This is a genomic window from Actinokineospora sp. NPDC004072 (assembly GCF_053604195.1).
In genome coordinates, this window is sequence record NZ_JBSGHB010000004.1 from 1 (window position 1) to 21,730 (window position 21,730).

The 21,730-nt window shown below is 74.0% G+C and carries 22 protein-coding genes; 5 read left to right on the top strand and 17 right to left on the bottom strand.

The window, feature by feature from the left end; all coding sequences use genetic code 11:
• Window positions 1-214: 214 nt before the first annotated feature.
• Window positions 215-1,702: an AMP-binding protein gene (locus ACWEPX_RS07100; RefSeq protein WP_451896189.1), complete on the bottom strand. Its 1,488-nt coding sequence runs from the start codon at window positions 1,700-1,702 to the stop codon at window positions 215-217.
• 190 nt (window positions 1,703-1,892) lie between these two features.
• On the opposite strand from ACWEPX_RS07100, the gene ACWEPX_RS07105 reads away from it, so the two are divergent.
• From ACWEPX_RS07105 to ACWEPX_RS07120, 4 genes are all read left to right on the top strand, one after another.
• Window positions 1,893-2,528: a sigma-70 family RNA polymerase sigma factor gene (locus tag ACWEPX_RS07105; RefSeq protein WP_451896190.1), complete on the top strand. Its 636-nt coding sequence runs from the start codon at window positions 1,893-1,895 to the stop codon at window positions 2,526-2,528.
• Window positions 2,529-2,615: 87 nt separating this feature from the next.
• Window positions 2,616-3,719, top strand: coding sequence for a DUF5667 domain-containing protein (locus ACWEPX_RS07110; RefSeq protein WP_451896191.1), 1,104 nt, complete (start codon window positions 2,616-2,618; stop codon window positions 3,717-3,719).
• Window positions 3,720-3,796: 77 nt separating this feature from the next.
• Entirely contained in the window at window positions 3,797-4,708 is a 912-nt protein-coding gene (locus tag ACWEPX_RS07115) for an HAD family hydrolase (RefSeq protein ID WP_451896192.1), read from the top strand.
• Window positions 4,708-5,952: a cytochrome P450 gene (locus tag ACWEPX_RS07120; protein ID WP_451896193.1), complete on the top strand. Its 1,245-nt coding sequence runs from the start codon at window positions 4,708-4,710 to the stop codon at window positions 5,950-5,952. Before ACWEPX_RS07115 ends, ACWEPX_RS07120 begins: the two co-directional genes overlap by 1 nt.
• A 55-nt stretch (window positions 5,953-6,007) precedes the next feature.
• Here the strand turns inward: ACWEPX_RS07120 and ACWEPX_RS07125 are convergent, their stop codons facing one another.
• From ACWEPX_RS07125 to ACWEPX_RS07200, 16 genes are all read right to left on the bottom strand, one after another.
• Window positions 6,008-6,109 carry a 30S ribosomal protein bS22 gene (locus ACWEPX_RS07125; RefSeq protein ID WP_018684825.1) on the bottom strand — a complete coding sequence of 34 codons (102 nt, stop codon included), beginning with the start codon at window positions 6,107-6,109 and terminating at the stop codon, window positions 6,008-6,010.
• A gap of 127 nt (window positions 6,110-6,236) precedes the next feature.
• A complete protein-coding gene (locus ACWEPX_RS07130) occupies window positions 6,237-6,446 on the bottom strand; it encodes a helix-turn-helix domain-containing protein (RefSeq protein WP_189209374.1) in 210 nt (69 codons plus the stop codon).
• A 149-nt stretch (window positions 6,447-6,595) separates the two neighbouring features.
• Window positions 6,596-7,408, bottom strand: a complete 813-nt coding sequence (proC, locus tag ACWEPX_RS07135) for a pyrroline-5-carboxylate reductase (protein ID WP_451896194.1) — start codon at window positions 7,406-7,408, stop codon at window positions 6,596-6,598.
• Between the two features lie 60 nt (window positions 7,409-7,468).
• Window positions 7,469-8,323, bottom strand: coding sequence for a thioesterase family protein (locus tag ACWEPX_RS07140; protein WP_451896195.1), 855 nt, complete (start codon window positions 8,321-8,323; stop codon window positions 7,469-7,471).
• A gap of 59 nt (window positions 8,324-8,382) precedes the next feature.
• Entirely contained in the window at window positions 8,383-9,309 is a 927-nt protein-coding gene (locus tag ACWEPX_RS07145; protein WP_451896196.1) for a proline dehydrogenase family protein, read from the bottom strand.
• A 41-nt stretch (window positions 9,310-9,350) separates the two neighbouring features.
• The gene (locus ACWEPX_RS07150; RefSeq protein ID WP_451896197.1) at window positions 9,351-10,148 is read right to left on the bottom strand and encodes a sugar phosphate isomerase/epimerase family protein; all 798 of its coding nucleotides are present in this window, start codon (window positions 10,146-10,148) and stop codon (window positions 9,351-9,353) included.
• Complete coding sequence (locus tag ACWEPX_RS07155; protein WP_451896198.1) at window positions 10,145-11,521, bottom strand: hypothetical protein; 1,377 nt, start codon at window positions 11,519-11,521, stop codon at window positions 10,145-10,147. The genes ACWEPX_RS07150 and ACWEPX_RS07155 overlap by 4 nt, the downstream gene beginning before the upstream one ends.
• A 116-nt stretch (window positions 11,522-11,637) precedes the next feature.
• Window positions 11,638-12,570, bottom strand: a complete 933-nt coding sequence (locus tag ACWEPX_RS07160; protein ID WP_451896199.1) for a Ppx/GppA phosphatase family protein — start codon at window positions 12,568-12,570, stop codon at window positions 11,638-11,640.
• Window positions 12,570-13,256 (bottom strand): response regulator, encoded by a 687-nt coding sequence (locus tag ACWEPX_RS07165; protein WP_451896200.1) that lies wholly within the window; start codon window positions 13,254-13,256, stop codon window positions 12,570-12,572. Before ACWEPX_RS07165 ends, ACWEPX_RS07160 begins: the two co-directional genes overlap by 1 nt.
• Complete coding sequence (locus ACWEPX_RS07170; protein ID WP_451896201.1) at window positions 13,253-14,476, bottom strand: sensor histidine kinase; 1,224 nt, start codon at window positions 14,474-14,476, stop codon at window positions 13,253-13,255. Before ACWEPX_RS07170 ends, ACWEPX_RS07165 begins: the two co-directional genes overlap by 4 nt.
• Window positions 14,477-14,841: 365 nt before the next feature.
• Window positions 14,842-15,588, bottom strand: a complete 747-nt coding sequence (locus tag ACWEPX_RS07175; RefSeq protein ID WP_451896202.1) for a phosphoglyceromutase — start codon at window positions 15,586-15,588, stop codon at window positions 14,842-14,844.
• A gap of 506 nt (window positions 15,589-16,094) precedes the next feature.
• Entirely contained in the window at window positions 16,095-16,973 is an 879-nt protein-coding gene (locus ACWEPX_RS07180; RefSeq protein ID WP_451896203.1) for a DUF4349 domain-containing protein, read from the bottom strand.
• A gap of 68 nt (window positions 16,974-17,041) precedes the next feature.
• A complete protein-coding gene (locus tag ACWEPX_RS07185; protein WP_451896204.1) occupies window positions 17,042-17,539 on the bottom strand; it encodes a YbjN domain-containing protein in 498 nt (165 codons plus the stop codon).
• Entirely contained in the window at window positions 17,536-18,804 is a 1,269-nt protein-coding gene (gene mshA, locus ACWEPX_RS07190) for a D-inositol-3-phosphate glycosyltransferase (RefSeq protein ID WP_451896205.1), read from the bottom strand. Before mshA ends, ACWEPX_RS07185 begins: the two co-directional genes overlap by 4 nt.
• 127 nt (window positions 18,805-18,931) lie before the next feature.
• Window positions 18,932-19,567 carry a DUF6479 family protein gene (locus ACWEPX_RS07195; RefSeq protein ID WP_451896206.1) on the bottom strand — a complete coding sequence of 212 codons (636 nt, stop codon included), beginning with the start codon at window positions 19,565-19,567 and terminating at the stop codon, window positions 18,932-18,934.
• A gap of 163 nt (window positions 19,568-19,730) precedes the next feature.
• Window positions 19,731-20,885, bottom strand: coding sequence for a L,D-transpeptidase (locus ACWEPX_RS07200; RefSeq protein ID WP_451896207.1), 1,155 nt, complete (start codon window positions 20,883-20,885; stop codon window positions 19,731-19,733).
• Between the two features lie 72 nt (window positions 20,886-20,957).
• Between ACWEPX_RS07200 and ACWEPX_RS07205 the strand changes: the two genes are divergently transcribed.
• Window positions 20,958-21,689, top strand: coding sequence for an SDR family NAD(P)-dependent oxidoreductase (locus ACWEPX_RS07205; protein WP_451896208.1), 732 nt, complete (start codon window positions 20,958-20,960; stop codon window positions 21,687-21,689).
• Window positions 21,690-21,730: the final 41 nt, after the last annotated feature.

Below are 21,730 nucleotides of genomic sequence, written 5' to 3' on the forward strand. Positions count from 1 at the left end.
GCCCGCCTTCACCGCCTTCACGCCCAAGCGGCGTTTCGCTTAGGGGTCCCCGCGAATGCGAGTTCACCCCATCGGACCACCCACCCAAGCCGCGCCACCTAGCCGCGCCACCCAACCCGCGCCCCCCAAGCCTCGGCTCAAGGCACGGACGTGCAACTGAAGGCGGCGTGGTCAAGTGAAGGCGGCGTGGTCAAGCCAGACTCGCGAGCACCCCTCACCGCAACCCAGCCCGCCGCAACTTCCCAGTGACCGTATGCGGCAAAGCATCCACGAACTCAATCACCGAAGGCACCTTGAACCGCGCCAACCGCTCCACGCAATGCCCCCGCACAACCTCCTCATCCACCCCCTCCGCCCCCCGCACCACAACCACCTTCACCCTCTCCCCAGCCCGCTCATCCGGCACCCCCACCGCCGCCACCTCAACCACCCCCGGCAATTCAGCCACCACCTCCTCCACCTCATGCGGATAAACATTGAACCCGTTCACGATGATCAGATCCCCCACCCGGTCCACCAGGTGCAGATCCCCGTCCTCATCGAAATACCCCACATCCCCCGTCCGGAACCACCCCTCGGCATCCGGCCCATGCGCCCCATCCGGCCAATACCCGCTGAACAGATTCGGCCCCCACGCCGCGACCAGCCCGGTATCCGCATCATCGATGTAATCCCCGACGACGGACTCGTCGTCGGGCAAGCCGCCCACCGGCAGCCCGTCGCTGTCCACCAGCCGCAGCCGCACCCCCGGGATGGCCCGCCCCACCGACCCCGGCTTCGCCGCCCCGCCCACCAGCGTCGAGGTGAGCACCGGCCCGGTCTCGGTCAGCCCGTACCCCTCGTACACCGGCAGCCCGGTCTCCGCGCGGAACAGCGCCGCCGTCCGGGCGTCGAGCGGCGCCGCGCCCGAGGTGCACAGCCGCAGCGTCGCCAGCGACTCCCCGAGCCGGTCGGCCCCGGCTGCCGTGAGCGCCGCGTACATCGCGGGCACCCCGATGAACACCGTGACCCGGTACCGCGAGCACAGCTCCAGCACCGGGTCCACCGCGAACTTGTCGAGCAGGACCGCCGTCGCCCCCGTCGCCGCCACCTGCCACAGCCCGGACAGGCCGTAGGCGTGCGACATCGGGATCGTCAGCAGGACGCGGTCGGTGGCGGCGACCGGCCTGGGGCGCAGCTCGCCGAGCTGGGCGGCGTTGGCCAGCAGGGCCCGGTGCGACAGCATCACCCCGCGCGGCTCGCCGCCGGTGCCCGAGGTGTAGGCGAGCACCGCCAGGTCCTCGCCGCCGCCCACCGGCTCGACCGGGTCGGCAGACCCGACGGCGGGGTCGAGGGCGGGGTCGACCGGGGTGACGCCGGGGAGGTCGCCGAAGCCGAGGGCGGCGCCGCTGTGGGCGAGCATGCGCTCGACCTCGCGCGGGGCCGCGTCCATGCCGACGGGGACGGCGACGCCGCCCGCGCGGAGGGTGGCGTAGAGGGCGACGGCGAACGCCGCGCCGGTCGGCAGGCGCAGGGCGACGCGGTCGCCGCGGGTCAGCCCGGCGTCGAGCAGCCTGCAGGCGCAGGCGTTGACCGCGTCGTCCACCTGCCGCCAAGTGAGTGATACCGCTGAGGAGGCATCGATAAGCGCTGCATGAAGGGGTACTTTCGCGCTCGCCTCCGCGACCGGGTCGGCGAGATTGCCGGTGGGCAGTCCATCCATCGTTTCCCTCACGTCATCGAGTCACAAGGAGATCGCGAAAGACGATCACAGTGTGGCATGGGTCACCCGCGTCACGGGGGACCGGTAGCCGCGTCCCCACCCCGAGGGCCTCACACCGGTCACACCTACTTAGAAGTAACTAACGCGCGTAAGCTGCGCAGACCACGTCGAGGGAGAGTGCGCCTGCCCGATGACCCGCCAGACGCGCCCGTCGCAGGCATCCGCCGTGCCGATGGCCCGGTCCGCCGAGGACCGGGCCGCTGACATGCGCGAGCCGGAGCCGGGCGACGCCTGGGACCTGGTGCGGGCGGCCCAGGGCGGGGACACCGTGGCCTTCGGCGAGCTCTACGACCGCTACGTCGACATCGTCTTCCGCTACGTCCTGTTCCGCGTCGGCGACCGGGAGCTGGCCGAGGACGTCACCAGCGAGACCTTCCTGCGCGCGCTGCGGCGGATCACCAGCGTCAGCTACCAGGGCCGCGACGTCGGCGCGTGGTTCGTGACCATCGCCCGCAACCTCGTGCTCGACCATGTCAAGTCCAGCCGGTTCCGGCTGGAGGTGGCCACCCCGGAGATCCGCGACTCCGAGCGCGTGGAGGCCGGGCCCGAGCAGCAGGTGATGTCCAAGGTCACCCGGGAGGCGCTGCTGGCCTGCGTCGACCAGCTCGGCGACGACCAGCGCGAGTGCATCGTGCTGCGCTTCCTGCAGGGCCTGACGGTCGCCGAGACCGCCAGGGTGATGAACCGCAACGAGGGCGCGGTGAAGGCCCTGCAGCACCGGGCCGTGCGGCGGCTGGCGCAACTGCTGCCGAACGAGATCAGGTAGCGGGCGAGGCGATACCGTCGACGCCGTAACCCCGGATGCGCGAAGCTCGTTTTCACTGGGCGGGAACGACACGAGTCGGAGTGGGATGTGCGCAGCGACGGCCCCGGACAACGCGAGGCGGACGGCGGTGAACCGGCCGAGGACGCCGTCCGCGCCCTGCTCGCCGAGCTGGCGCCGCTGACCGCACCCGACCCCGCCGAGCGCTCCCGCATGCGCGAGCGCGTGCTCGCCGGGCTGAACAAGCCCGCACCGGCGCCGCGCACCCCGAGCCCCCGCCCGCCCCGGGCAGGCCGGGCCCCGCGCGGCCGCCGCGCCGGGGCCGCGGCCCGGCCCGCCGACGAGCCGGGAGCGGGCCTGCGCGCCCGCGGCCGCTTCGCGGTGGCCGCGGTGGCCGTGCTCGCCCTGGTGTTCTCCCTGGCCGGGATGAGCCTGCTGCTGGCCCGCGACGCCCTGCCCGGCGACCCGCTCTACGGGGTCAAGCGCACCGGCGAGGCCGCATCGCTCGGGCTGACCTTCGGCGACGAGGACCGGGCCTTCAAGCACCTGGAGTTCGCCACCGACCGCGTCACCGAGCTGGAGACGCTGACCCGCCGCTACGCCGACCCGGCCGACGCGCCGACCCGCTCCTACCTGGCGGCGCTGACCGACTTCGACCACGACGCCGCCGCGGGCTCGCGGGCGATGATCGCCGTGGCCACCGCGGGCCGCGGCGCGCTGCTGCGCACGCTGGGCGAGTGGGCGCAGGCCCAGCGGCTGCGGCTGGGCGCGCTGCGGCTGCCGGTCGACGCGCTCACCCCGCGCGCGGTCTCGACCGCCCTGCTGGAGCGCATCGCGGCCCGGGCGGGCGAGCTGTCCGCGCGGCTGGCCTGCGCCCAGGTCACCTCCGGCGGCGTCGACGACGTGGGCGCGCTGCCCGCGACCACGCCGTGCGCGCCCACCCCCGCCCCGGGGACGCCCGCGCCCACGACGGCCCCCGGCGCCCCGGCCCCCACCGACCACCCCGGACAGACCCTCGACGACCCGACGACCCCGGGTCAGCCGGAGCCGACCGGGCCGACGACCACCCCGACCGAGCCGCTGCCGCCGCCGACCACGACCCCGGGGGCCACGACGACGGTGGACCCCAACCCGCCGCTGCCGCTGCCGACGATCGGGGTCCCCGGGCTCATCCCCGGCCTCGGCCAGCCGTAGCCCGGTCCGCTTCCCAGCGCGGCGCGGCGTCGAATCGCTACGCTGTTGTCCAGGTTGGCGGGTGCTGTGAGATCGCCATGAGCAGGGAGGCCGCGGTGTCGTCGCTGAGGCGGGGGGAGCAACGCCGGGAGCTGGCGCGGCTGGCCGAGGAGGCGGGCCAGGCCAGCGCCGAGGCGGCCGTCGCGCTGGAGCGGGTGGACACCGTCGACGCGCCCGTCGACCTGACCGCGGCCGCGTTCTTCGACGTCGACAACACGATGATGATGGGCGCGTCGATCTTCCACTTCGCCCGCGGCCTGGCGGCGCGCAAGTTCTTCACCAACGCCGACCTCGCCCGCTTCGCCTGGCAGCAGATGATGTTCCGGGTGGGCGGCAAGGAGAGCGTCGAGGGCATCCGCAACCACCGCGAGCAGGCGCTGTCCTTTGTGGCCGGACACTCGGTCGCCGAGCTGGTCGAGCTGGGCGAGGAGATCTACGACGAGGTGATGGCCGACCGGATCTGGCCGGGCACCCGGGCGCTGGCCCAGATGCACCTGGACGCGGGCCAGCGGGTGTGGCTGGTGACCGCGACGCCGGTCGAGCTGGCCACCATCATCGCCCGCCGCCTCGGCCTGACCGGCGCGTTGGGCACGGTGGCCGAGAGCGTGGACGGCATCTTCACCGGCAAGCTGGTCGGGGAGATGCTGCACGGCCCGGCCAAGGCGCACGCGGTGCGCTCGCTGGCCGCCCGGGAGGGCCTGGACCTGCGCCGCTGCACCGCCTACTCCGACTCGGCCAACGACGTGCCGATGCTGTCGGTGGTCGGCACCGCGGTCGCGGTGAACCCCGACGGCGCCCTGCGCGACGCCGCGCGCAAGCGGGGCTGGGAGATCCGCGACTTCCGCACCGGCCGCAAGGCCGCCAAGATCGGCGTCCCGTCGGTCCTGGGCGCGGGCGCGGTGGCGGGCGCGGTGGCCGCGGGATTGGCCTACCGGCGCCGGACGGCCTGATGAACCCGGTGGCGCTGGCGGCCCGCTTGGCCTTCTCCCGCGCCGCCACCTGGGGGCTGGCCGCAGGCGGGGACCGCGTGGCCCGGCTGTCGGCGGCCCCGTGGCGGGCCGACCCGTACCGCACGTACGCCGACCTGCGCTCGGGGCCCGCGGTCTACCGCAGCCGGGTGGGCATGGCGGCGGTGTCCTCGCACGAGCTGTGCCACCAGGTGCTGCGCGACCGCCGCTTCGGCGTGCGCACCGCGGACGGGTCGCAGCCGGAGCCGTTCACCGCGACGCCGCTGCCCGCCGACCACCCCGCGACGCCGACCTTCCTGGAGCTGGACCCGCCCGAGCACACCCGGCTGCGGGCGCTGGCCCGGCCCGCGTTCGCCCCGGGCCGCATCGAGGGCTACCGCGCGGGCGTGCAGAAGACGACCGACCGCCTGCTGGACGCCGCGCTGGCCCGGCCGCGCTTCGACCTCGTCGCCGACTTCGCCGCCCCGCTGCCGATCGCGGTGATCAGCGACCTGATGGGCGTCCCGGACGTGGACGCGGCCCGGTTCGCCCACTACGGCCGGGTGCTGGGCGGGGCGCTCGACGGCGTGCGGACGCTGCGGCACGCCCGCGCCCTGCGCGCGGCGACCGGCGCGCTGCGGGAGCTGTTCACCGGGCTGGTCGACCGCAGGCGCCAGACGCCGGGCGAGGACGTCATCAGCACCCTGGCGCAGGCCGACATCTCCGCCGACGCCCTGGTCGCCACCTGCGAGCTGCTGCTGATCGCCGGATTCGAGACGACCACGAACCTCATCGCGAACGCGGTCTGGACCCTCTCCCGGCGCCCGGCGCTGTGGGAGCGGCTGCGGGCGGAGCCGGAGCTGACCCCGGCCGTCGTCGAGGAGGTCCTGCGGTACGAGCCGCCGGTGCAGATGACCGTGCGGGTGCCGCACGAGGACGTGGAGCTGGCCGGGCACCGCGTCCGCAAGGACACCTCCGTCGTGGTGCTCACCGCGTCGGCGGGCCGCGACCCCGCGGCCTTCGCCGACCCCGACGCCTTCGACCCCGACCGCCCCCGGGAGAAGGACCACCTGGCCTTCTCCAGCGGCATCCACTACTGCCTCGGCGCCCCGCTGGCGCGGCTGGAGGCCGACGTGGCCATCCGGGCGCTCGCGGCCCGGCTGCCCGCCCTGCGGGTCGCGGCGCGGCCGTCCTGGCGGCCGACCACGGTGATCCGCGGCCTGACGGCCCTGCACCTGCTGACCTGACGCCGCGGCGCCCGCCCCCGGTCCGGGGACGGGCGCCGCGATGCGTCTCGCCGACCTACTTCTTCAGCTTGCGACGCTGGACTCGCGTCTTGCGCAGCAGCTTGCGGTGCTTCTTCTTGGACATGCGCTTGCGGCGCTTCTTGATGACCGAGCCCATTGGCGTCCTTAGCTGTCGTCGTGGGTGGAACGGGTGCCGGGCGCTGAAGGTGCGGGCACGTCACCGACGCGCGCCAAAACACCAGGCACAACGGACGTCCAGGGTACCCGGTTGGGCCGCGGCGGCGTCATCCGGCGTCGAAGTACGCCTTCTCCAGGTAGTCGTGAACCGCCTTCTCGGGCACCCGGAACGACTTGCCGACCCGCACCGCGGGCAGCTCACCGCCGTGGACCAGCCGGTACACCGTCATCTTCGAGACCCGCATCATCGTGGCGACCTCGGCCACCGTCAGGAACTGCACCGGCGCGATGGCCGGATCTCGCTTGTTCGCAGACATCATGGTTCACCGCGTCCTTAACCGCGCGTCGCGCCGCCGGCTTCCCCACCGGCGGATTCGACGCGCACGTGCTCTCCCGAGGGTAGCGGGACACCTGTGACCAGTGCGACGGCGCGGGCCGGGAATGCGGCAAGGTGCAGCCGGTTGGGTCAGTCCCGCTCCTGGGCGCGGCCCAGCTCCTGGGAGCGGTCCCGGGCGGCCTCGATGGCCGCCAGCAGGGCGGCGCGCACGCCGTGGCGCTCCAGCTCGCGGATGGCCATGATCGTCGTCCCGGCCGGGGAGGTCACCGCCTCGCGCAGGGTGACCGGGTGCTCGCCGGTCTCGGCCAGCATCGCCGCCGCGCCCACCGCCGACTGCACGATCAGCTTCTCGGCGACCGCGCGCGGCAGGCCGAGCAGGATGCCCGCGTCGATCATGGCCTCGACCAGGTAGAAGAAGTACGCCGGACCGGACCCCGACAGCGCGGTCACCGCGTCCTGCTGGGACTCGGGCACCCGCGCGACCTTGCCGACCGCGCTCAGCAGCTCCTCCACGACCGCCAGGTGCTCGGGGCCTGCGTGCCTGCCCGGGGAGATGGCGCTCATCGCCTCGCCGACGAGCATCGGGGTGTTCGGCATGACCCGCACCACCGGCACGCCCTCGGGGAGCCTGCGCTCGAACAGGGCCGTCGGCAGGCCCGCGCACAGCGACACCACCAGCGTCTGCCTGCCGACCACCCCGGCCAGCTCGTCCAGCAGCGGCTCGATGTCCTGCGGCTTGACGGCCACCACCAGCACGTCGGCGGTCTTGGCCGCGGTGGCCACGTCCGCGGCGCGGATGCCGTAGGTGGCCGTCAGCTGCGCCGCGCGGTCGCCGTGGCGCTCGGTGAACAGCAGGTCGTCGGCGCTGCGCCCGGCGTGCAGCAGGCCCGAGAGCAGGGCCTCGCCGATCTTTCCCGCGCCCAGCACCGCCACAGTCGTCATGGCGCAAAGGCTAGTGGCACGGCCCGTCGCCGGGCCGTGCCGGGGAGCCCCCCGATCGGGTCACGCCATCGCCGAGAGGGCCAGCTGCCTGGCCTGGCACACCAGCCGCCCGGTCGCGTCGACCACGGTGGCGTCGGAGTCGAACCACATGCCGTGCACGGCCCGGGACTCGACCTGGATGCGCAGCCAGCCGGGCGCGGGCCGGGAGCGCAGGTGGGCGGTCAGCTGCACCGTCGGCGACCAGCCGAGCCTGCCCAGGTTGAACGTGACCGGCATCGAGATGTCGCCTGCCACCAGCGCGAACAGCGGGTCGGGGTGCTCGCCGCGCGGGCGGGCCCACAGCCGCAGCCGCAGCGGGTCGCCGACGTGCCCGTGCAGGAACCCCGCGCCGTTGGGGTCCAGCCGCACGTCGCAGCCCGCGGTCAGCTTGAACACCGCCGCCGCGGGCAGGGTGGCCAGGTCCACGGCGTTGCCGGGCGGCTCGGCGGGCTGGTTGGGCAGGTCGCTCCAGGCCGCCCGCTCGCGCGGGAGCCTGCCGGTGGTCACCATCGCCTCGACGCACGGCCCGCCGCTCTGTTCCAAGTGGACGGACACGACCGTGGTGCGGCGGCCCGCCTTGCGCACGTCGGTGCGCAGCAGGACCGGGCCGACGCCGGGCGGGCGCAGGAACTGCGCGCTCACCGCGAGCGGGTCGACCAGCGGGGTGCCCGCGCTGTGCGCGGCCACCGCGGCCCTGGCCATCAGGGCCAGCAGGAAACCCCCGTGCGGACGCCCCCCAACCGTCCAGGACGCGGGCAGGTCGGCGGTGAACGTGCCGTCCCCGAGCGCCCGCACCCTGGTCGCCGCGGCGAACGCTCCTCCGGCAGGCGCCTGCCCGCCCACCCGCACGTCGCCGGGTCCAGCAGCACTACTCATGAGCCACAGCCTGCCACGCCGGGTGGGCGGGTTTGGCCTTGCAGGGCCGGAAAGCGACCTCAGTTCCGACTGGCGAGCGCACGCAGGAAGAACATCGTGTTCGCCGGGCGCTCGGCCATGCGCCGCATGAGGTAGCCGTACCACTCGCCGCCGTAGGGCACGTACACCCGCACGGTGTGGCCGAGCTGAGCCAGACGGAGCTGCTCCTCCGGGCGGATGCCGTAGAGCATCTGGAACTCGAAGGAGCCCGGCTTGCGGCCGTAGGACTCGGCACGCTCGGAGATGATCCGGACCATGCGCGGGTCGTGGGTGGCGAACATCGGGTAGCCGTCGCCGGACAGCAGCGCGTTGACGCAGCGGACGTAGCTCAGGTCGGTCTCCGCGCCCGGGGCGTAGGCGACCGACTCCGGCTCGGCGTAGGCGCCCTTGCACAGCCGCACGCGCGAACCCGAGGACGCCAGCGCGGTGGCGTCGTCGAGGGTGCGGCGCAGGTACGACTGGAGCACCGCGCCCACCCACGGCCACGTCCCGCGCAGCTCGCCCAGGATGCGCAGGGTGGAGTCGGTGGTGGTGTGGTCCTCCATGTCCAGGGTCACCGTGGTGCCCGCGGCCTCGGCGGCCCGGCAGATGCGCTGGGCGTTGGTCAGGGCCATCTCCTCGTCGAGGAGCTGGCCCACCGCCGAGAGCTTGACGCTGACCTCGGCGCGGTCGCTGAGGCCCTCGGCATGCAGCTGGGAGAGCAGGTCCTCGTACGCGCGCACGGTGTACTCGGCCAGCGCGGCGTCGGTGGTGTCCTCGCCGAGGTAGTCCAGGGTCACGGCGAGTCCGTCGGCCACCAGCCGCCGGGTCACGGCGACGGCGTCCGCGGTGGTCTCGCCCGCGACGAAGCGGCGGACCACGTCCCGGCTGACGGGCGCGGTGGCGACCGCCTTGCGGATGGCCCCGTTCTTGGCGGCGGCCAGGATGATCGAGCGCATCGGGTTCACGTCCGAAGGGTACGACCACCCCGTTCCCGGTTGCCGATCCACTATGGGTTCATCCTACGTTTATGGCCCAGATGGGCTCGGGCGAAGCGCAGCGACTCGGCTAGGGCCGTGCGCCGATCGGCGGCCGTGCGGGCCCGCCTTGTGTTCACCTCCAGCACGACCTGACCGGCGAAACCCGAGGTCACGAGGGTGTCGAGCACCTGGGCGCAGGGCTGGGAGCCGCGGCCGGGCACCAGGTGCTCGTCCTTGCCCAGCGTCGTCCCGTCAGCCAGGTGCAGGTGTGTCAAGCCGGTGCCCATCCTGCGGACGAGCCCCATCGCGTCCACCCCGGACGCCGCCGTGTGCGACAGGTCGAGGGTGTAGTGGCGGTGGCCGACGACCGTGGGGTCGGTCGACGGGCGGAACGCCGAGACGACCGCGCGCCCGCGGCGGACCGGGAACATGTTCTCCACCGCGACGGCGACCTCGCCGGTGTCCTCCAGCTCCGCGACCAGGTCCGGGAAGGCGTCGGCGTAGCGGCGCTGCCAGCGGAACGGCGGGTGCACCACGACCGTCGGCGCGCCCAGCTCGCGGGCGGCGTCCACCGCCTTGCGCAGCCGGGTCTCCGGGTCCGGCGACCACACCCGCTGGGTGATCAGCAGGCACGGCGCGTGCACGGCCAGCACGGGCACCCCGGTGCCGCGCACCTGCCTGCGCAGCCCGGCCACGTCCTGGCTCAGCGGGTCGGCCCAGACCATGACCTCCACGCCGTCGTAGCCCAGCTCGGCGGCGGTGGTGAAGGCCGTGGCCGCGGTGCGCGGCCACACCGACGCCGTGGACAGGCCGACCGGGACCGTCAATGCCCGATGATCAGCAGCGCCGCCGGGGACACGGTGACGACCAGCCCCACCAGCACGGCCAGGATCGTGGTGTTGAGGTCCTCGGCCCGGCGGATCTTGCGGACGATGAACACCAGCCCGGCGATCACCAGCACCGCGGCGACCAGCGCGGCCACCGGCTGGAAGCCCCACAGCCAGTTGAAGCCCAGCCAGACCGCGGCTCCGCCGACCACGCCGAGCGCGAGCTGGGCGATCATGGTCAGCCACGCCTTGGCAGGCGAGACCTCCTCCTCGTCCGGCTCGTCGTCCTCGGTCAGCTCGTCGAGGTCGGCGAAGCCGTCGAGCTCGTCGTCGGCGGGCGGGGACTCCAGGTCGTCGTGGGCGGTGTAGCCGTCGAAGCGGCGCGCGGCCTTGTCGTCGAAGCCCTCGTGCTCCTCCAGGAACTCCGGCGGCGGGGCCTGCGGGTCGATCTCGGTCTGCGCCGAGTCGCCGGGGAAGTCCCCGGGCCGCACCGGCCTGCTGACCTCCGTCGCCGGGCCCGACGGCGGCAGCGGCGGCTTGGCCAGCTGCTGGGACGGCTGCGGGAACGGCTTGGGCAGCTGCTGGGAGGGCTGCGGCGGCAGCGGGGCGGGCAGCTGCTGGGACGGCGGGGCGACCGGGAGCTGCTGCGCGGTCTGCTGCGCCGGGTGGGCGACCTGCTGGACCGGCAGCGGCTGCGACGGCTGCGGCTTGGGCAGCGGCCCGGACGGCTGCTTGGGGCCGCCCGCGGGCGGCGCGGGCGGCGGCGGGATCGGCTTGGGGGCCCGCTGCGGCATCCGCGAGCCGCCCGGCGCGCGGCGGGGCAGCGCGCCCGTGCCGCGCCCGTTCGGCGGCGGGTCGTCGTCGGGGTCGTCGAGGGCGGGGATGCCGCGCTGGGTGCCCTCCAGGGCCGCGGCGACGCGGCGCGGCGGGGCCGCGGGCGGCTCGGGCCGCCGCTCCGGGGGCAGCGCGCGCGGCGGCGCCTCGGCGGCGGGCTCGTCGGGCTGCCTGCGCCTGCGCGCCGAGGGCGGCACCCTGGGCAGCTGCTCGGTCATCGGCTCCGGCGCGTCCGGCCGGGGGGCGCGGCGCGGCGGCGGCTGCTGCTCGGCCTGCTGCGGCGGCGCGGCCCGGCGGCCGGGCCTGGCCTGCCGGTGCGAGGTGCGCGTCGGCGGCTCCTGGTCGTCGCGCACGACCGGCAGCTCGCCGCTGTCGGACATGACCCGCTCGATGATCGCCTGGGGCGCGGTGTCCGAGACGTCGTCCGGCCTGCGTCGCCGCCTCCTGGGCGCGCCGCCTTCCGAGCTGCCGCCGTACTTGGCCAGCAGCTCGGCCACGGTGCGCTGCTGCGTGCGCTCCGACCCGCCTTCGTGACTCATCCACTCCACCGTGCCCCGTGTGGGCCCCATCCGTCCAGTGCGCGCACGGCCAACGGACGGCCACGCGCGGGCAGCGGCGATCTCCACTTCACCGCCCATGCCGTTCGGATAGTCTGCTATCCGCCGTTCGTCTGGTCCAGCCGCCTCAGGATGACGCCTTCGCGCAGGGCCCACGGCCCGATCTCCAACTCGGGGAGTGACAACGCTCGCATCGTGGCCTGCGCCACAAGCGCGCCCGCGACGAGCTGGTGCGCCCGGGCCGCGCCCACCCCCTCCAGCTCGGCGAGGTCGGCCGCCGACATCCGGGAGACGAACGCCAGCAGCTGGCGCAGTCCGGCCTCGGTGAGCACCCGCCGCACCCGCGGCCCGGCCGACGACGGCGCCGCCCCGGTCAGCCGCGCCAGCGTCCGGAACGTCTTGGACGTGGCCACGGCCCGGTCCGGCCTGCCGTGCTTGGCCAGCTTCCTGGCCACCGGGTCCAGCTGCTCGGCGAGCCAGTCGACGGTGGCGTCGATCTCCGCGCGCGGCGGCGGGTCGGCGGTGAACCGGGTGCGGGTCACCCGCCCGGCGCCGATCGGCACCGACAGGGCCGTGTCCGGGTCCTCGTCGACCCCCATGGCCAGCTCCAGCGAGCCGCCGCCGATGTCGAGGACCAGCAGGTTGCCCGCCGACCAGCCGTACCAGCGGCGGGCGGCCAGGAACGTCAGCCTGGCCTCGTCCTCCCCGGAGAGCACCCGCAGCTCGACCCCGGTCTCGGCGGCCACCCTGGCCAGCACCGCGGGGGCGTTGGACGCCTCGCGCACCGCCGAGGTGGCGAAGGCCATCAGCTCCTCGCAGCCCAGCCGCTTGGCCGACGCCTTCGCCGCGGCGACCGCGGCCACCAGGTCGTCGGCGCCGGACTTGGCCAGCTCCCCGGAGCGGGTGATCCGCTCGGCCAGCCGCAGCACGGTCTTCTCCGAGCGGGTGGGCGTGGGGTGCGCCCCGCGGTGGGCGTCCACCACGAGCAGGTGGACGGTGTTGGAGCCGACGTCGAGCACGCCCAGGCGCATCAGGACTCGAACTTGTAGCCGAGCCCGCGCACGGTCACCAGGTGCCGGGGCGATGCGGGGTCCGGCTCGATCTTCGAGCGCAGCCGCTTGACGTGCACGTCGAGGGTCTTGGTGTCGCCGACGTAGTCCGCGCCCCACACCCGGTCGATGAGCTGGCCGCGGGTGAGCACCCGGCCGACGTTGCGCAGCAGGTACTCCAGCAGGTCGAACTCCTTCAGCGGCAGCGCCACCTCGGTCCCGTCGACGGTCACCACGTGCCGCTCGACGTCCATGCGCACCGGGCCCGCCGCGAGCACCTGGGGCAGCAGCTCGTCGCCCGCGGCCTCCCCGCCGCGGCGCAGCACCGCGCGCACGCGGGCGATCAGCTCGCGGGCGGAGTAGGGCTTGGTCACGTAGTCGTCGGCGCCCAGCTCCAGGCCGACCACCTTGTCGATCTCGCTGTCCCGGGCGGTCACCATGATCACCGGCACGGTGGAGCGCTGGCGCAGGGCCTTGCAGACGTCGGTGCCGCTCATGCCGGGCAGCATGAGGTCCAGCAGCACGATGTCGGCGCCGTTGCGGTCGAACTCCTCCAGCGCCTGCTGGCCGGTGGCGGCGACGGCCGCGGTGAAGCCCTCCTTGCGCAGCAGGAAGGCCAGGGGGTCGGCGAAGGACTCCTCGTCCTCGACGATGAGCACTCTGGTCATGCCGTTCCTCCAGGATCGGTGCCGTGGCCATCCGCGGGGGGCGGGACCGCCGTCGACGGGACTGCGGCCGGGGGCGGCGCCCCGGCCCGGACGGGCTCGGCCTCGGGCGGGTCGAGGTGCGCGGGGATGCGCAGGGTGAAGGTCGACCCGAGGCCGGGCTTGCTCCACAGGGTCACCTCGCCGCCGTGGTTGGCCGCGACGTGCTTGACGATGGCCAGGCCGAGGCCGGTGCCGCCGGTGGCCCGGGAGCGGGCCTTGTCGACCCGGTAGAACCGCTCGAAGACGCGCTGCTGCTCGTCCTCAGCGATGCCGATGCCGCGGTCGGTCACCGCGATCTCGACGAAGCCGCCCTCCTGCTTGCGGCTCACCGACACCGGGCTGCCCGGCGGCGAGTAGGCCAGGGCGTTGTCGAGCAGGTTGGACAGCGCGGTGACCAGCAGGGTGCGGTCGCCGTCGACCAGGAAGCCGGAGTCGGCGTCGGTGGCGATGTCGATGCCGGTGGAGTCCATCGCCAGCCGGGCCCGGCCCAGCGCCTCGCGGACCACGGCGTCGACCTCGACGGCGTGCATCTCGGGCAGCCGCTCGGCCCCTTGCAGGCGCGACAGCGCGATCAGCTCGGTGACCAGCTTGCCGAGCCGGTTGGCCTCGTGCAGGACCTTGGTGGTGAACCGGCGGACCTCGACCGGGTCGTCGGCGGCGTCGAGCACCGCCTCGGCCAGCAGCGCCATCGCCCCGACCGGGGTCTTGAGCTCGTGGCTGACGTTGGCCACGAAGTCGCGCCGGGTGGCCTCCAGCCGCACGGCCTCGGACTGGTCGTCGGTCTCGACCACGGTGAACCCGTCGCCGAGCGGGCGGACCTCGCCCAGCACCGCCTCGGGCCCCCGCCGCCCCCGCGACTCCAGCGGGGCGAGGTCGACCTCGACCGGCTCACCGGTCTCGCGCACCAGCTCGGCGGCCTTGCGCGCCCGCGGGTCGGCCTGGTTGGACCGCACGACGCCGAGTTCCTCGGCGCGCGGGTTGTGGATGACGACATCGCCGAAGTGGTTGAGCACGACCACCCCGGTCCGGCTGGCCGCCACGATGCGGCCGAGCAGTTCGGCGACGGTGGGGCCGGGCGGTCTCCGGGGGTTGCGGGCCCGGGTGCGGGCGATCGAGAAACCGGCGAACAGGCCGATCAGCAGGGCGCCGATCGACAGTGCGAGGCAGACCGGTGCGGTCACGGGGGGATCGTAAGCAGGAGATGCGGGGGTTGGACCAGTCTGATTGGGCGTTCAGTGACTGTGCTGACATCTCCCAGCCACTTGTTCCCCGATCAGTTGATTCCAGTTCACCTGATCGTGTCCCAGGTGGGGGCAAGAAATTCACTGGACAGCCCGAACGCCTGTTCGATAGCGTTCTCTTGTGGGGGCTAGCCCCCGGGCCGGGCGGGGTCTGCCTTCTGGCCCCTGCCATGGGGTACCGATTGGCCCGTAGTGCGCGATTGGACGGCGGTCGTCCGAATTGGTCGGGACGGCAGGGCTGTCCTGATTGACCGGTGTGCCCGGGCTGGGCGGCGGGGACGGCGGTGGGCCGTCCCCGCGCGGGGTCAGCGGCCCTGGTTGGCGACGGCGGCCGCGGCGGCTTCGGCGGCGGCCGGGTCGAGGTACTGGCCGCCGGGGGTCTTCGGGGTCAGGTCCTCGTCGAGGTCGTAGCGCAGCGGGATGCCGGTGGGGATGTTGAGCTTGCTGATCGCCTCGTCGGAGATGCCGTCGAGGTGCTTGACCAGGGCGCGCAGGGAGTTGCCGTGGGCGGCGAGCAGGACGGTGCGGCCCGCGCGCAGGTCGGGCGCAATCTCGGCCTCCCAGTACGGGATCAGCCGGGCCACGACGTCCTTCAGGCACTCGGTCCTGGGCAGCGCGTCGCCGAGGTGGGCGTAGCGCGGGTCGCCGTCCTGGGCGAACTCGCTGCCGGGCTCGATCGGTGGCGGCGGGGTGTCGTAGGAGCGGCGCCAGAGCATGAACTGCTCCTCGCCGAACTCCTCCAGCGTCTGCTTCTTGTTCTTGCCCTGCAGCGCGCCGTAGTGGCGCTCGTTGAGCCGCCAGTCCCGCTTGACCGGGATCCAGTGCCGGTCGGCCGCGTCGAGGGCGTAGTAGGCCGTGGAGATGGCCCGCCGCTGCAGCGAGGTGTGGACGATGTCGGGCAGCACCCCGGTCTCTTTGAGCAACTCGCCGCCGCGGATGGCCTCGGCGACGCCCTTCTCCGACAGCGGGACGTCCACCCAGCCGGTGAACAGGTTCTTCGCGTTCCACGTGCTCTCGCCGTGGCGGAGCAGCACCAGGGTTCCGATTCCCATGGGTGGCAAGCCTGCCAGATGCCGACCGAGAGCGATCGGCCGCGAAAGTGGCGAACACCACTCATCGGTAACACCACCGTCCGCGCGGCCCGTTCACCCGTCCGCGTTGGGCCGAACGGCCCAGAACGGCAGGCTCGCCACCACTCGGACTCACTCGTTCGAGTGGCTAACGGTGTCTGCCCGAACGAGCGCAGCGACCGAAAGTTGCGGGAGCCCGGCTTATCGAGATCAAAAAGTTACCTACGGAGAGCTATATTCCCTTTCGGGGTAATCGCCGGCCTTGTGCTGGTGACCCGGGTCTGACAAGTTGGGCCGCAGCCGACCGGGCCGGCTCCCACGCACTCCCTGGCCCGGCAGGCGGCACAGTGCGGCCCGCGCCCCCTGCCGGACCGCACGCCCCGCCCGGTCTGCAGGGTGCCCCCCGCCTGGCAGGCCGGCCGGGAAGGCCGCGGGGCGGTTCACCGCCGCGACTCCCCCTCGCCGAACCGCCCCGCGCCGTCGCCGCTTCAGGCCGCGGTCCTGCGCCGCCGCCGCGGCCGCACCCACCGCAGCCAGACCCCCGCCAGCGTCGCGCCGACCAGCACCAGGAACGGCAGCAGCCGGGCGATCCCGTGGCCGAGGTAGGTCAGCAGGTCGGTGAACTCGTCCCACCCGTCGGCGAAGGCGTCGCCCAGCCCCTCCTCCTCGTGGTCGCGCACGGTCACCGGGCCCGCCTCGCGCAGGCTCAGCGCGACCGTGGAGACCGCGACCTGGCCCGACAGGGTCTCGCGCCGCTTGAGCAGCGACTCCAGGTCCGCCTCGCGCCGGGTCACCTCGGCCTCGATGCGCACGACCTCGTCGATCGAGGTGGCCTTGGCGAGCAGTGCGCGCACCCGGTCGACGCTGGCCCGCTGCGTGGCGATGCGGCTCTCCACGTCCACCAGCTGCTCGGTCACGTCGGTCGCGGTCTGCGCGCTGCGCGTGACCGTGCCGAGCTTCGCCACCTCGGCCATGACCCGGTCGAGCTGGTCGGACGGCACGTGCAGGGTCATCGTGGCGTAGCCGCCGCTGTGCTCCTGGTCGCCGGTGTAGCCGCCGACCCCGGTGACGATCTGGCGGGCCTGGGCCACCGCGTCGCTGAGCACGGGCACGCTCAGGCTGATCGACGCCGAGCGGATCAGCTTGCGCTCCACGCCCGGCTGCTCGATCCGCGCGACCTCCCCGCTGGGGGCCGGCTCGGCCTCGCCAGCGGAGTCCGACGCCCCCTCCCGCGCCGATCCCCCGCCGCTCTCGGCCTTGGTGGGCGCGGCGGGCGCGTAGGCGGCCGAACCGGAGTCCGACGCGCTGCAGCCCGCCACCCCCACCGCGGCCAGCAGCAGCGCGGCCAGCAACCGATTCCTGATCATGTGGCGTCCCCTCCCGTGGTGTCCCCATGCAGACGGACGCCCGGGGAGGCCGCGTTGCCAGTTGCCGGTTACGACTCGGACTCGGTCGGCTTCAGCAGGTGCTCGAAGGCGCGGAGGTTGGCCAGCGACTCCCCGCGCGAGACGCGCCAGTCGTACTCGCGGCGGATCGCGGTGGCGAAGCCGATCTCCAGCAGCGTGTTGAAGTCGCCGTCGGCGGCCTCCAGGACCTGGCCGAGCAGCCGGTCGAGCTCGTCGGCGGTCACCGACTCCAGCGCGGTGCGGCCGACGAGGTGGATGTCGCCCGCCTTGTCGACGGTGTAGGCGACGCCGTAGAGGCGCGCGTTGCGCCGCAGCAGGAAGCGGTAGACGTCTTCGTGCGCCTCATCGGGGTTGCGGCAGACGAACGCCTCGACCAGCAGCGCGTGCTGGGTGACGATCAGCCAACAGTTCGTCTGCTGCTTGCGGGTGCCCGGCAGGGTCACCAGGTACCGGCCCGGCTCGGGGCTGTCGTAGGCGAGCTCGCGCTCGTCGAGGGTGCTGCGGATCAGGGCGTCGAGATCGGTCACACCGCAACTTCAGCACGGGCCAGGGAGTGCCGCAGCGCCTGGTCGGCCGAGGCGTAGGCGTGCAGCAGGGCCTCGGTGGTGCGGTCCCAGGAGAACTGGCGGGCGTGGCGCACCGCGCCCTCGGCCAGCGCCGCGCGGGCCCGCGGGGCGACCAGGCCGGACAGCGCCGCGGCCCAGTCCGCGGTGCGGTGGCCGTCGACCAGCAGCCCGGAGACCCCGTGCGCGACCGCGACGGGCAGCCCGCCGACCGCGGCGGCCACGACCGGCGTGCCGCACGCCTGGGCCTCCACGGCCACCAGGCCGAAGCTCTCGCTGTGGCTGGGCACGGCCACCACGTCGGCGGCCCGGTAGACCCGGGCCAGCTCGGCGCCGCCCTTCGGCGGCAGGAACCGCACCACGTCGGCGATGCCGAGGGCGGCGGCCAGCTCGCGCAGCGCGGTCGGCTGCTCCAGCCCGGTGCCCGACGGCCCGCCGACGACGAGGACGACCAGCCGCTCCCGGGCCACCGCGCCCAGGGCGATGAGCTCGGCGGCGGCGCGCAGCAGCACGTCGGGGGCCTTGAGCGGCTGGATGCGCCCGACGAAGGCCAGCACCAGCGCGCCCGGGTCGATGCCGAGGGCGGCGCGGTCGGCGGCGCGGTCGCCGGGGCGGAAGCGGTCGAGGTCGACGCCGGGGGCGACGGTGTCGACCTTGCCCGGGTCGGCGCCGTAGAGGTCGATGAGCTGGCGGGCCTCGACGCCGGTGTTGGCGATGAGCCGGTCGGCCTCGTCGACCACCTGCTGCTCGCCGATCACCCGCCCGCGCGGCTCCGGGGTGTCGCCGTCGGCCAGCGCGGCGTTCTTGACCTTGGCCAGGGTGTGCGCGGTGTGCACCAGCGGCACGCCCCAGCGGTCCCTGGCCAGCCAGCCGACCTGCCCGGAGAGCCAGTAGTGGGAGTGCACGACGTCGTAGTGGCCGGGCTCGTGGCGGGCCTCGGCGCGCAGCACGCCCGCGGTGAACGCGCACAGCTGCCCGGGCAGCTCGGCGCGCTCCATCGGCTCGAACGGCCCGGCGGCGACGTGGCGGACCAGCACGCCGGGGGCCAGCTCGGCCACCGGGGGCAGGTCGGAGGAGGTCGCCCGGGTGAACACCTCCACCGCGGTGCCGCGCGCGGCCATCCGGGCGGCGGTCTCGGCGATGTAGACGTTCATGCCGCCCGCGTCGCCGGTCCCCGGCTGCTCCAGCGGGGAGGTGTGCACGGACAGCACCGCGACCCGTCGCGGCATGCGCCTGGGAGTCACCCCTGGTTCACCCCTTCCGGCCCCGCCGCGCGGTCGCGGCCGCTCGCCGGGTGCAACAGCGCGCACGGCGGGGAATTCCCGGTTGCCCGGGTCCTAGTGCCCTTCATCACACTCAGATGAAGACGCACCAGGCGTCCGGCCCGGCGATCTCGACCGGGAAGGGCTTGCCGTCGATCAGGACCTCGAACACCGCCCGGTCGACGTCGACCAGCTTCGGCTCGTCGGCGAGGGTGACCGGGGTGCTCGCCACGCCGGTGAGGTAGATCCCGCCGGGGAGGTCCTTGTCGCAGGTCAGCGCGGTGGCCGCGGCCTCGTCCTTGGCGTTGATCGCGGCGACGTACTGCGCGGCGTGCTCGCGCGCGGCCGCCACCTGCTCCGGGCCGAGCGGTGTGGCGCTGGTCCTGGGCACCGTCGGCTGGCGCGGCCCGTCGGTCGGCGCGGGCGGCGGCGGTGTGGTGGGCGAGGGCCGCTCGCCGAACAGCAGGTACCCGCCGAGCCCGGCGACCACCAGCACCCCGACCACGATACCTGCGACCTTCCACCCCTTGCCCGACCCCTTCGGGGGTGGGGCGGCCCCACCGGGCGGCCCGTACGGGTACGGCCCCGCCTGCCCGACCTGCGGCCCGAACTGGGGCGGCCCGCCGAAGCCCGGCCCGGCAGGCATGCCAGGCGCGCCCGGGGCCATGCCCGGCCCGCCCGGGGCCATGCCCGGCCCGCCCGGGGTCATGCCGGGTCCGCCCGGGCCCATGCCCGGTGGTATGCCGGGTCCGCCGAGCTGGTGTCCGCCCGGCCCCAGCCCGCCCGGTCCCAGTCCGCCTGGTCCGCCCGGTCCGCCTGGTTGCGGTCCTGGTCCTGGTGTGGTCATGCCGCTCCTCCCCGCTCGTGGTCTGACCCGCGTCGGCGGGGGCGGCTCACCGCAGCGCCGACATCGACTGCCACTGGGCCCAGGAGAACAGCCAGTCGTTGACGTCGGAGGTGGTGGGCATCTTCGCCTTGGAGCCGGTGACCTCGACCGGGTCGCCGATGATCGCGCTGTCGAAGTAGTCCTTGGCGTCGGCCTCGAAGAGGTTGACGCAGCCGTGGGAGGTGTTGGCCTTGCCGATGTTGGCGTGGTTCTCCTCGTTCTCGTGGATGAACTCGCCGTGGTTGGAGAAGCGCACCGCCCACTTCTTCTCCACGTCGGTGTAGCCGTAGCGCGGGTTGGAGAAGTTGCCGACCGGCTCCTTGGCCATGACGATCATGGTGCCGTTGGGCGTGTTGAGGTTCGGGTCGGCGTCCTTGCCGTTGCTGGCCGGGTAGCTGGCGAACAGCTCGCCGTCGCGGTAGACGTCCATCCGGTGGTCCGGGGTGTGGATCTTGACGACCTGGTTGCGCCCGATGGTGAACGCCGTGCTCAGGTCGGACTTGCCGTAGGCGCCGCCGCCGTAGGCCACGCCGTAGAGCTTGGCGGTGACCTTCACCTCGGTCTTGGCTGGCCAGTACTCCTTGGGCCGCCAGTCGACCTGCTGGTCGTGCAGCCACGCCCACGACCCCTCGACCGGCTTCGACGTCTCGACCTTCAGCGCCCGCTCGACGGCGGCCTTGTCCTTGACCGGCCCCTCGGGGAACTTGATGCTGATCGGCATGCCCACGCCGACCACGGCGTCGTCGACGGGGTTGATCGTGGCGCGCGGGGTGCTCTTGGGGGCCAGCGTGGTGAACGAGCCGGTCAGCTCGACCTTCTTGCCGTCGGTCCCGGTCGCGGCGGCGGTGTAGGTGTACTTCTTCCCGTAGCCCAGCGGCTCGGACGTGGCCCAGCTGGCCTTGTCCGCGGCCAGCTCGCCCTCGACGGCCTCGCCTTCGGGGTTGGTCAGCTCGACGCTGTCGATCGCGCCGTCGGTGACGGCGATCTTGACCGGCTCGGTGACCGGCACGCCCGTGGCCGCGTCGGCCGCGGAGGCGGTGAGCTTGGCCACCGGCGGCAGCTCGGCCTGCGGCGCCACGGCGCCACCCGGGGTCTGGGAGGTGCAGGCCGATAACAGCGCCAGCGCGAGCAGCAGGGCTCCCAGCAGGGTGTTTCGTGGCACCGGTCCTCCTCGAACTGTGTCCCTCTTCGCATGACGTGTGGGCGCGCCCGGCGTTGCGGCAAGATCACGGCTGTGAACATGCGCACTGCCGTCGTGACCGGGGCGAGCGCGGGCATCGGGGCGGCCACCGCCCGCCACCTCGCCGCAGCCGGTTTCACCGTAGTCCTCGGAGCCCGCCGAGCCGAGCCGCTGGCCGAGGTGGCCGCCGCGATCGGCGGTCGGGCGATCGTCCTGGACGTCACCGACCCCGCCTCGGTCGAGGCGTTCGCCGACCAGATCCCAGAGTGCCACGTCCTGGTGAACAACGCCGGAGGCGCCCGCGGCCTCGACCGCGTCGAGGACGCCGACGAGGCGCGCTGGCGGTGGATGTACGAGGCGAACGTGCTGGGCACGCTGCGGATGACGAAGGCGTTGCTGCCCAAGCTGATCGCCTCCGGCGACGGCCACGTGGTGACCGTCACCTCGATCGCGGCCTATGACCTCTACGACGGCGGCGCTGGCTACACCGCGGCCAAGCACGCCCAGTCGGCCCTGCACCGGACGCTGCGCGGGGAGCACCTCGGCCAGCCGGTGCGGTTCACCGAGGTGCTGCCGGGCATGGTGGAGACGGACTTCTCGGTCAACCGCTTCGACGGCGACGCCGACCGCGCCGCCGCGGTGTACCAGGGGATCGAGCCGCTGACCGCCGACGACGTGGCCGAGGTCATCGCCTTCGCCGTCACCCGGCCCGCGCACGTGAACCTGGACCAGATCGTGATGAAGCCGCGCGCGCAGGCGTCGGCCACGCGCGCGCACCGGGTCTAGACCGCACCGGGTCTAGATCGCACCCGGTCTAGATCGCACCA